Genomic DNA, 7,627 nt, shown 5'->3' with positions numbered 1-7,627 from the left:
GGCGGGGAAGGTCCTCATTTTTCAAGGCTTCGTCCATTGCAATTTGCAATGCTTCGGCTTTATCTGTTTTGCCGTCTTTATCGTAACGGTCTATTTTATCTTCCAGTAACTGATCTGCACGGTAACGTTTTTTCGAATCCTTGTTATCAATCATCGGGTCGCTGAAACCATCAACGTGGCCGCTTGCTTTCCAAATTTTAGGGTGCATAAATATGGCCGAATCAATACCAACAATATTTTCATGCATTTGCACCATGGCTTTCCACCAGTAGGTTTTGAGGTTGTTTTTTAGCTCGGCGCCAAATTGGCCATAATCATAAACGGCGCTTAAGCCATCATAAATTTCGCTGCTGGGGAAAACAAAGCCATACTCTTTGGCGTGTGCTATAACATTTTTAAAAAGTTCGTCGGTATTCTTGCTCATAATAGGAGCAAAGATATATTTTTTTGATTTTGGATAGGAGAATTATTGAATGTCATTTCAATTGATCTTTCCATCACCGCCAATGATAAAAATGGATCTTGTTTCACGCGAGTGTGAAACAAAATGTAACAAGTGAAACAAGATTTCGACTTAAAGTATTGTTTATGAGGTGATTGATTAAAAGTGATGAAACAAAATGTAACAACTTATTCGTCAGTATTTTTAGGTATGATTTTAAGTTTTAAATTGATAATCAAATAATTACAAATAGGCAATTTCAGAAATGATGAAACAAGTTATTTGAAACAAAGTAATAACTTATGACACAGGTTATTTAAAAAGGTAAAAATCGTTGTGAAATATCAGCTGATAAAAATTATTAAATTAAGCGAACTTTGCCGCAATAATTGCGTTGTTAAAAAAAACAATATCCTATGCGGAAAACTATATACTTTTTTACATTGATAGTATTATCCAGTAAAATGGCTCATGCACAATCAGCAGCCGATAGTACTATTAAAATCTCGCCGGCACGTACTTTAACTTACCCTCATTACCAAGCTTATTTAAACGGCGAAGCCGACGACGAAATGGCCCGCGTGGCCGAAATGAACCATTACCCCATGCCCGATAAGGTGCTTAAATGGAAAAAAGAGCTGGATCTTAGCCCTATACAAATACAAAAGATAACCGAAATTAAAAATTATATGCACCGCCGCAGGTTACAAACAGGCGGATCTATTATTGCCAATGAAAGGACGCTGGACAGCCTTTTCAGGCATAATAAAATTGATGATGGCACTGTGATATTTTATGGTAACCGGTCTGGCGCATATTTGGGAGAGTTAAGAAATGCCATGTTACTGGCTTGCTTATCAACCCAAAAACTATTATCGCCCCAGCAAAATACCAGGTATGAAGCATTGCAAAAACCTAATTGGTAATATGCCATTTGATTTATTTAATTTAGCGCCCTCAATATTCTGAAATATGAAGATTACGTTTGATTTTGAAAAACCATTGGCAGATTTGCTTCAGCAGATTGAAAAAGTGAAGCAGGTTGAAGACAAAAATAAGTTAGATATGTCTGCAACATTGGCTGAGCTGGAGAATAAGCTGGAAACAACCAAGAAAGAAATATATAGTAACCTAACCGGCTGGCAAAAAGTACAGATATCCCGCCATCCCGAAAGGCCGTATACTTTACAGTACCTGGAGCTAATGTGTGATGATTTTATAGAGTTGCACGGCGATCGTACTGTAGGTGATGATAAAGCCATCATCGGCGGTTTTGGTACCCTGAACGGCGAAACCGCAATGTTTATCGGCCACCAAAAAGGGCGCAATACCAAAGAGCGCCAATACCGCAATTTTGGTATGGCTAATCCCGAAGGCTACCGCAAGGCATTAAGGCTGATGAAAATGGCCGAAAAGTTTAACAAGCCCGTAGTTACTTTAATTGATACACCGGGAGCATTTCCGGGTCTTGAAGCAGAAGAACGCGGACAAGGTGAGGCAATTGCACGCAACCTCCTGGAAATGTCTGTTTTAAAAGTACCTGTTATTTGTGTGGTAATTGGCGAGGGGGCATCCGGTGGTGCATTGGGTATAGGTATTGGGGATAGGGTATTAATGATGGATAACTCATGGTACTCGGTTATATCTCCCGAAAATTGCTCGACTATTTTATTTAAAACCTGGGAGCAAAAGGAAAGAGCGGCAGAAATGCTGAAGCTGACATCAACCGAAATGCTGAAGAATAAGCTGATAGATGGTGTTATTAAAGAACCACTTGGCGGTGCCCATCAGGACCCGATTGCAATGGCGGCAATCCTAAAGAAACAACTGCTAAAAGAACTTAAAGTGCTTAAAGAGCGTAATGTTGAAGAGCTGGTTACCGAGCGTATAGATAAGTTTTGCTCAATGGGCGTGGTGGTAGAGGAATAAATCTGAACCCTGATTTTTAGGATTACAGGATTTCATGATTGCCAGTCTTGGTATTAATAATCAAGGCAATCATCAAATCCTGTAAATCATGGTTCAGATAACCTACTTCCCTAAACCTATCCCAAATTCTTTTGCATAATTTGCAAGCTGTGCTGTATACTTCGCGTTTAACCCGGTGTGGTTATAGTCTTTAGTCAAAGTTGCCAATCCGTTTAAAAACGACATTCCAAACCGTATATCGTTATTATTAATATCAGTTTTGCCATCCTTAAATAAAGTATAATTATAGTCGAGCGAGTTGGTTACATAATCATCAATCTGCCCAATTATTTTATCAGCCATAGCGGTTTCGCCGGTACGATAAGCAATTTCTGATAAGTAATACTTCCTTACGGCGGCTTCCTGCACCGGTATTATGGCAGGCATTACATCATTATATTTATGCAACACGTTTTTAACCAGGTCTACACGGCCCTCTTTTAACAGGTTTTCTGCCAATGATAAATACAAATGACTTATTAAAGGGTAAAACATGGTTAATGATTCATGGTCCAAATAGGTGGCGGTTTTCATGTTGCCCCATTTAAACTTATTCATCATGTTGTTGTACATGGTTAATGTATTAGCAGTTTCAAGCGGCGCGGCGGCTGTATCTGGTTTTAATGGCAATAACCTGTAGGCAAAGCCCTCATTATGCATATACTTATCTAAACCCATCATGTTTTCGGTAGGTACGGTAACTGTAAAGTAAACCGGTCTTTTCCAGTTGTTGTGCGACAGTACATCCATTAACGCCAAATTGTCTTTTGTAACATAGTTGCCGGGGTATTTAAACTCCATAACTGGCGCTATCTGGTCCTTTTTGGTGGCAGGCAGGGTGCCGGTTTTTATAACATCATCAGCATTAACTGTAAGCTTAAAGTTTTTGGTGGGCAGGTAATTGGCCTGTTCGCCATTTTCATATTGGGCCATGGCTTCTTTATTATCCGACAGCATAAAATCAAATACGTCTTTAACTTCTAATGATCCGGGTATTTTGGCATCATTATAATAAATAACATCACGCACACCGGCTTTAAATTTATCGTTAGGCATGGTAAGCGGCAATGGTGCCGATTCGTTCATTTTTGTTTTCATCTGGCGGATGTACCAATCCATACCGAGTAAGCTTAAATTTACAATACGCACGTCAGGCCGCACATTCTCTACTTCCTGTATGTACCATAACGGATACGTATCGTTATCGCCAAAAGTGAATAATATAGCGTTAGGCGCGCACGAGTTTAAATAGTTATAAGCCATATCATGCGGCGTAAGCTTGGTAGACCGGTTATGGTCATCCCACTCCTGGTTAGCCATCAATATGGGCCCTACACTCAGGCAAACCACGGTTGATAATATAGCCGCATTTAACGCTTTTTCTTTTTTGCTTAACAAGTGGGCAATACATAATACCGACAGGCCTATCCAAATTGCAAAAGCATAGAAGGAGCCCGCATAAGCGTAATCACGTTCGCGTGGTTGCAATGGGTCCTGGTTAAGGTATAGTAATATGGCTATACCCGTAAAAAAGAAAAGCACACCAACCACACCCGCGTCTTTTTGGTTACGACGGAAATGGAAGAAAATGCCCATCAGCCCCAAAATAAGCGGTAAAAAGAATAACCGGTTATAGCTTTTGCTTTGCGTTACGGCATAAGGCAGTTTTTTACCAAAGTTCCAGCCGCTTATCCAGCTGCCGTCAATTGTATTGGTTTGACCATCCATTTCGTTGGCGCGGCCGGCAAAGTTCCATAGAAAATAACGGGTGTACATTTGATTAACCTGCCAGGTTAAAAAGAAGGAAAGGTTATTAGCAAACGTAGCGCTTTGCCCATCCGCTATATGCTCCCAGCTCTTGTAAAACTCTACATGCCCCGGTTTTTCGCTGAACATCCGCGGGAAAATGGTGTTTTTATCGTAGATGGTATTCAGTTTTTTGCCGGCAATTTCATATTTATCTTTTCCGCGGCGGTACATATTCGCGCCCTGGGTTTGCTCGATAGGTTTTGAGTCGAAGTATTGGCCGTATAACAGTGGCGTATCGCCGTATTGGTCGCGGTTAAGATAGCTGTTTAGTGCAAAGGCATCCTGCGGGTCGCTATTATTTAAATTGGTGCCTGCTTTGGCCCGTATCACAATCATCACAAACGAGCTATAGCCAAACAATATAAACGCGGTACACACTAAAAAGCTGTTTAATGCAAAGCGGCGCTCGCGTATTTTAACAACGTATTCCATTAGGGCTATAATGGCTACGGCTATTACCAGGCCAATTATGCCAGCGCTAACCGCTAATGCTAAAGCAAAGCAAACCGCGGTAAGTATAATAGCTATTTTTGATGGTTTAATGGTATAAACAATACCTGCAATAATGGTAGCACATACTAATAAAAAGAACACAATGGCCCCGCTGCCAAAACCAAATCCTAAGGTATTTACAAAAAATAAATCAGAAAACGCGGCGCCTTTTACGGTGTATTGAATAATACCCCATAACACTGCGGCCACTACTACAACACCTAATAAAAATGCTTTAATGGTACCCCAGGTAGTAGCGTTTTTTGATTTGCGGAAATATATAATCAACGCTATAGCCGGTATTACCAGCAGGTTTAATAAATGTATACCTATTGATAGGCCCATTACGTAAGCAATAAATATTATCCATTTATCGGCATTGGGCTCGTCGGCATGAGCGTCCCATTTTAATATGGCCCAGAAAACAATGGCTGTACATAATGATGATTGCGCGTAAACTTCTGATTCAACTGCCGAGAACCAAAACGTATCAGAGAACGCATAAGCCAGCGCGCCAACCATACCGGCACCCATAATAAGTATTAGGTTGGTAAGATGCAGGTCTTCTTCTTTTTTAATTAATATCTTTTTTGCCAGGGCGGTTATGGTCCAAAACAAGAATAGGATTGTTGCCCCGCTGGCTAATGCCGATGCTATATTGGTCCAATAAGCTACCTTGGTAACATCACCTAAGGATAACAGTGAAAAAACCTTGCCTATCATGGTAAACAATGGCGCGCCCGGTTGGTGGGCCACCTGCAGGCGGTATATACAGGCAATAAACTCGCCGCAATCCCAAAAACTTGCTGATGGTTCTAAGGTTAAAATATAAGTTAATGAGGCAATTATAAATGCTACCCAGCCAAACAGGTTGTTGATCTTATTATATTTCATTTTTTAGAAATTTTGCAAAGGTTGATGTGTTTACAGCTTCGAAAATAGTAAAACTAACCCGATGTTTTAAAAGTACGATAAAGCATTTAGCATAATTTAACAGTATTAGCCAAGCAGGCCCCTCTAAACGGCAACTCCCTCATGAACACCTTTAAACATAAAAACAAACGAATTGTGAATAATCTCCCCCGGTAGGGGTGCTTTTTTGTCCTCTTAGAATCTCTCGACAAAGAATCCCGCGAACACGTTGTTTATATTTATATTTACATTATAGTTCAGATAGCATTGCTAAATATTAAAAACAGATTTCAAAATCGAAATTATGATAATAGGACAAAAATTTAATCAGCTAACTATTGAAGAATATTTCTTTTATATTGATAATTATAAGAAGTATGAAGATTTTAACACACTTGGACTATATCGTTCGATTGTTGAACACGATAAATTATCACTCGAAGAAAAAATAGCTGTTAGAGAATATGCTCATAATACCTTTAAAAAGACCTTTGATTTTCTGCAACTTAAAGATCCCAAAGTATTTGTTGAAGTTTCGACTTTGGGGCAAGAATTAACCAAAGCTGACGAAGCAAAAATTTGGGACGAAGTAATAAAAAATCAACAAATAATATTATCAAACAAACAAATTAGACACAGAAACTTTGGAACTTATTCAAAACATAACTGCGGTTATGACAACTGTATTTATAACGGATTAATGATCAGACAAGGTTCCGAACTTTCTGAAACATCAATGCATTTTGAGGGTGACAAGAACAAATACCAACAAAGGCTAAAATCTGATAGACGAAAATCAGACAGGAAAAAGGAAAATTTAATTATCAAAAAAGAGCTAAACGACCAATAAAAAGGCTGTAATTGGCAAGATTTAGTATGATACTTATTTTTTCAATTTAGATTTTGAAGTTGAAAATTTCGTCTTATATTTGCATTCCTTTTCAGAACGTATGTTTTGAAGGTGGAGATTGCCTGATAGTATAATGGTAGTACGACGGTTTTTGGTACCGTTTGTCTAGGTTCGAATCCTGGTCGGGCAACAAATCAACTATTTCGGATTTCGAATTTTCAATTTCGGATTTACTCCATGAAGATTCAAAATCCGAAATTGTTTTTTATAGCTAACAGCTTCAAAAATGCCTTTACAGTTCAATACGGTTAAGTTATTTGCAGGTTCCGGTTCGAAAGATCTGGCACAAAAAATTGCTGATGCTTACGGTCAGGAGCTGGGCGACTCGGCACTTTCGCGTTTCAGCGATGGCGAGTTTCAACCGCATTTTAATGAATCTGTACGCGGTTGTGATGTGTTTTTGATCCAATCTACCCATCAGCCTACTGATAATTTAATGGAGTTACTGATGATGGTTGATGCCGCGCGCCGCGCATCTGCACATTATGTAAATGCCGTTATACCTTATTTTGGTTTAGCAAGGCAGGATAGGAAAGATAAGCCGCGTGTTGCCATTGGCTCAAAACTGGTAGCTAATTTGTTGGTAGCCGCAGGTATTAATCGTATCATGACCATGGACCTGCACGCTGCGCAGATACAAGGTTTTTTTGATGTTCCGGTAGATCACCTGGACGGATCTATAATTTTTGTACCTTATATAAAGAGCCTGGATTTAGGCAATTTAACTATTGCTTCGCCGGATATGGGCGGATCATACAGGGCACGTGGTTTTGCCAAGTTCTTTAACGCTGAGGTTGTAATTTGTGATAAACAACGTAAACGTGCTAACGAGATTGAATCAATGACGTTGATAGGGGATGTTACAGACCAGGATATAGTGCTGATTGATGATATATGTGATACTGCCCGCACATTGGCTAAAGCAGCAGAGCTGATTATGGAGCGTGGCGCACGCAGCGTGCGCGCGGTTTGTACACACCCTGTTTTATCAGGCGACGCCTATGAAACCATTGAAAATTCAGCTTTAGCCGAATTGATAGTAACTGATACTATACCTTTGAAGCGCACCAGCAAAAAAATAACAGTGCTGTCAA

Annotated in this window: 5 protein-coding genes, 1 tRNA gene and 1 pseudogene; 5 read left to right on the top strand and 2 right to left on the bottom strand. The window is 39.6% G+C overall.

The features are described 5' to 3' along the window. Positions 1-424: pseudogene (locus JWP71_RS05425) on the bottom strand (glycine--tRNA ligase); the annotation flags it as partial. Between the two features lie 434 nt (positions 425-858). Between JWP71_RS05425 and JWP71_RS05420 the strand changes: the two are divergent. Further along, positions 859-1,368: a hypothetical protein gene (locus JWP71_RS05420; protein ID WP_299497747.1), complete on the top strand. Its 510-nt coding sequence runs from the start codon at positions 859-861 to the stop codon at positions 1,366-1,368. Between the two features lie 46 nt (positions 1,369-1,414). Next, positions 1,415-2,371 carry an acetyl-CoA carboxylase carboxyltransferase subunit alpha gene (locus JWP71_RS05415; protein ID WP_299497746.1) on the top strand — a complete coding sequence of 319 codons (957 nt, stop codon included), beginning with the start codon at positions 1,415-1,417 and terminating at the stop codon, positions 2,369-2,371. A 102-nt stretch (positions 2,372-2,473) separates the two neighbouring features. Here the strand turns inward: JWP71_RS05415 and JWP71_RS05410 are convergent, their stop codons facing one another. Continuing rightward, positions 2,474-5,605, bottom strand: a complete 3,132-nt coding sequence (locus JWP71_RS05410) for a DUF2723 domain-containing protein (RefSeq protein WP_299497744.1) — start codon at positions 5,603-5,605, stop codon at positions 2,474-2,476. Positions 5,606-5,927: 322 nt separating this feature from the next. Between JWP71_RS05410 and JWP71_RS05405 the strand changes: the two genes are divergently transcribed. The 3 genes from JWP71_RS05405 to JWP71_RS05395 all read left to right on the top strand — a co-directional run. Further along, the gene (locus JWP71_RS05405) at positions 5,928-6,473 is read left to right on the top strand and encodes a hypothetical protein (RefSeq protein ID WP_299497743.1); all 546 of its coding nucleotides are present in this window, start codon (positions 5,928-5,930) and stop codon (positions 6,471-6,473) included. Positions 6,474-6,592: 119 nt separating this feature from the next. Then, a tRNA-Gln gene (locus JWP71_RS05400) sits at positions 6,593-6,663 on the top strand. Between the two features lie 96 nt (positions 6,664-6,759). Continuing rightward, positions 6,760-7,627, top strand: an 868-nt coding sequence (locus JWP71_RS05395) for a ribose-phosphate pyrophosphokinase (RefSeq protein ID WP_299497742.1), incomplete at its 3' end; no start/stop codon positions are given.

It is taken from the genome of Mucilaginibacter sp. (assembly GCF_028287845.1).
Lineage (GTDB): Bacteria > Bacteroidota > Bacteroidia > Sphingobacteriales > Sphingobacteriaceae > Mucilaginibacter.
The sequence above is the reverse complement of the archived record's forward strand: the minus strand, read 5'-3'. Positions and strand labels throughout refer to the sequence as shown.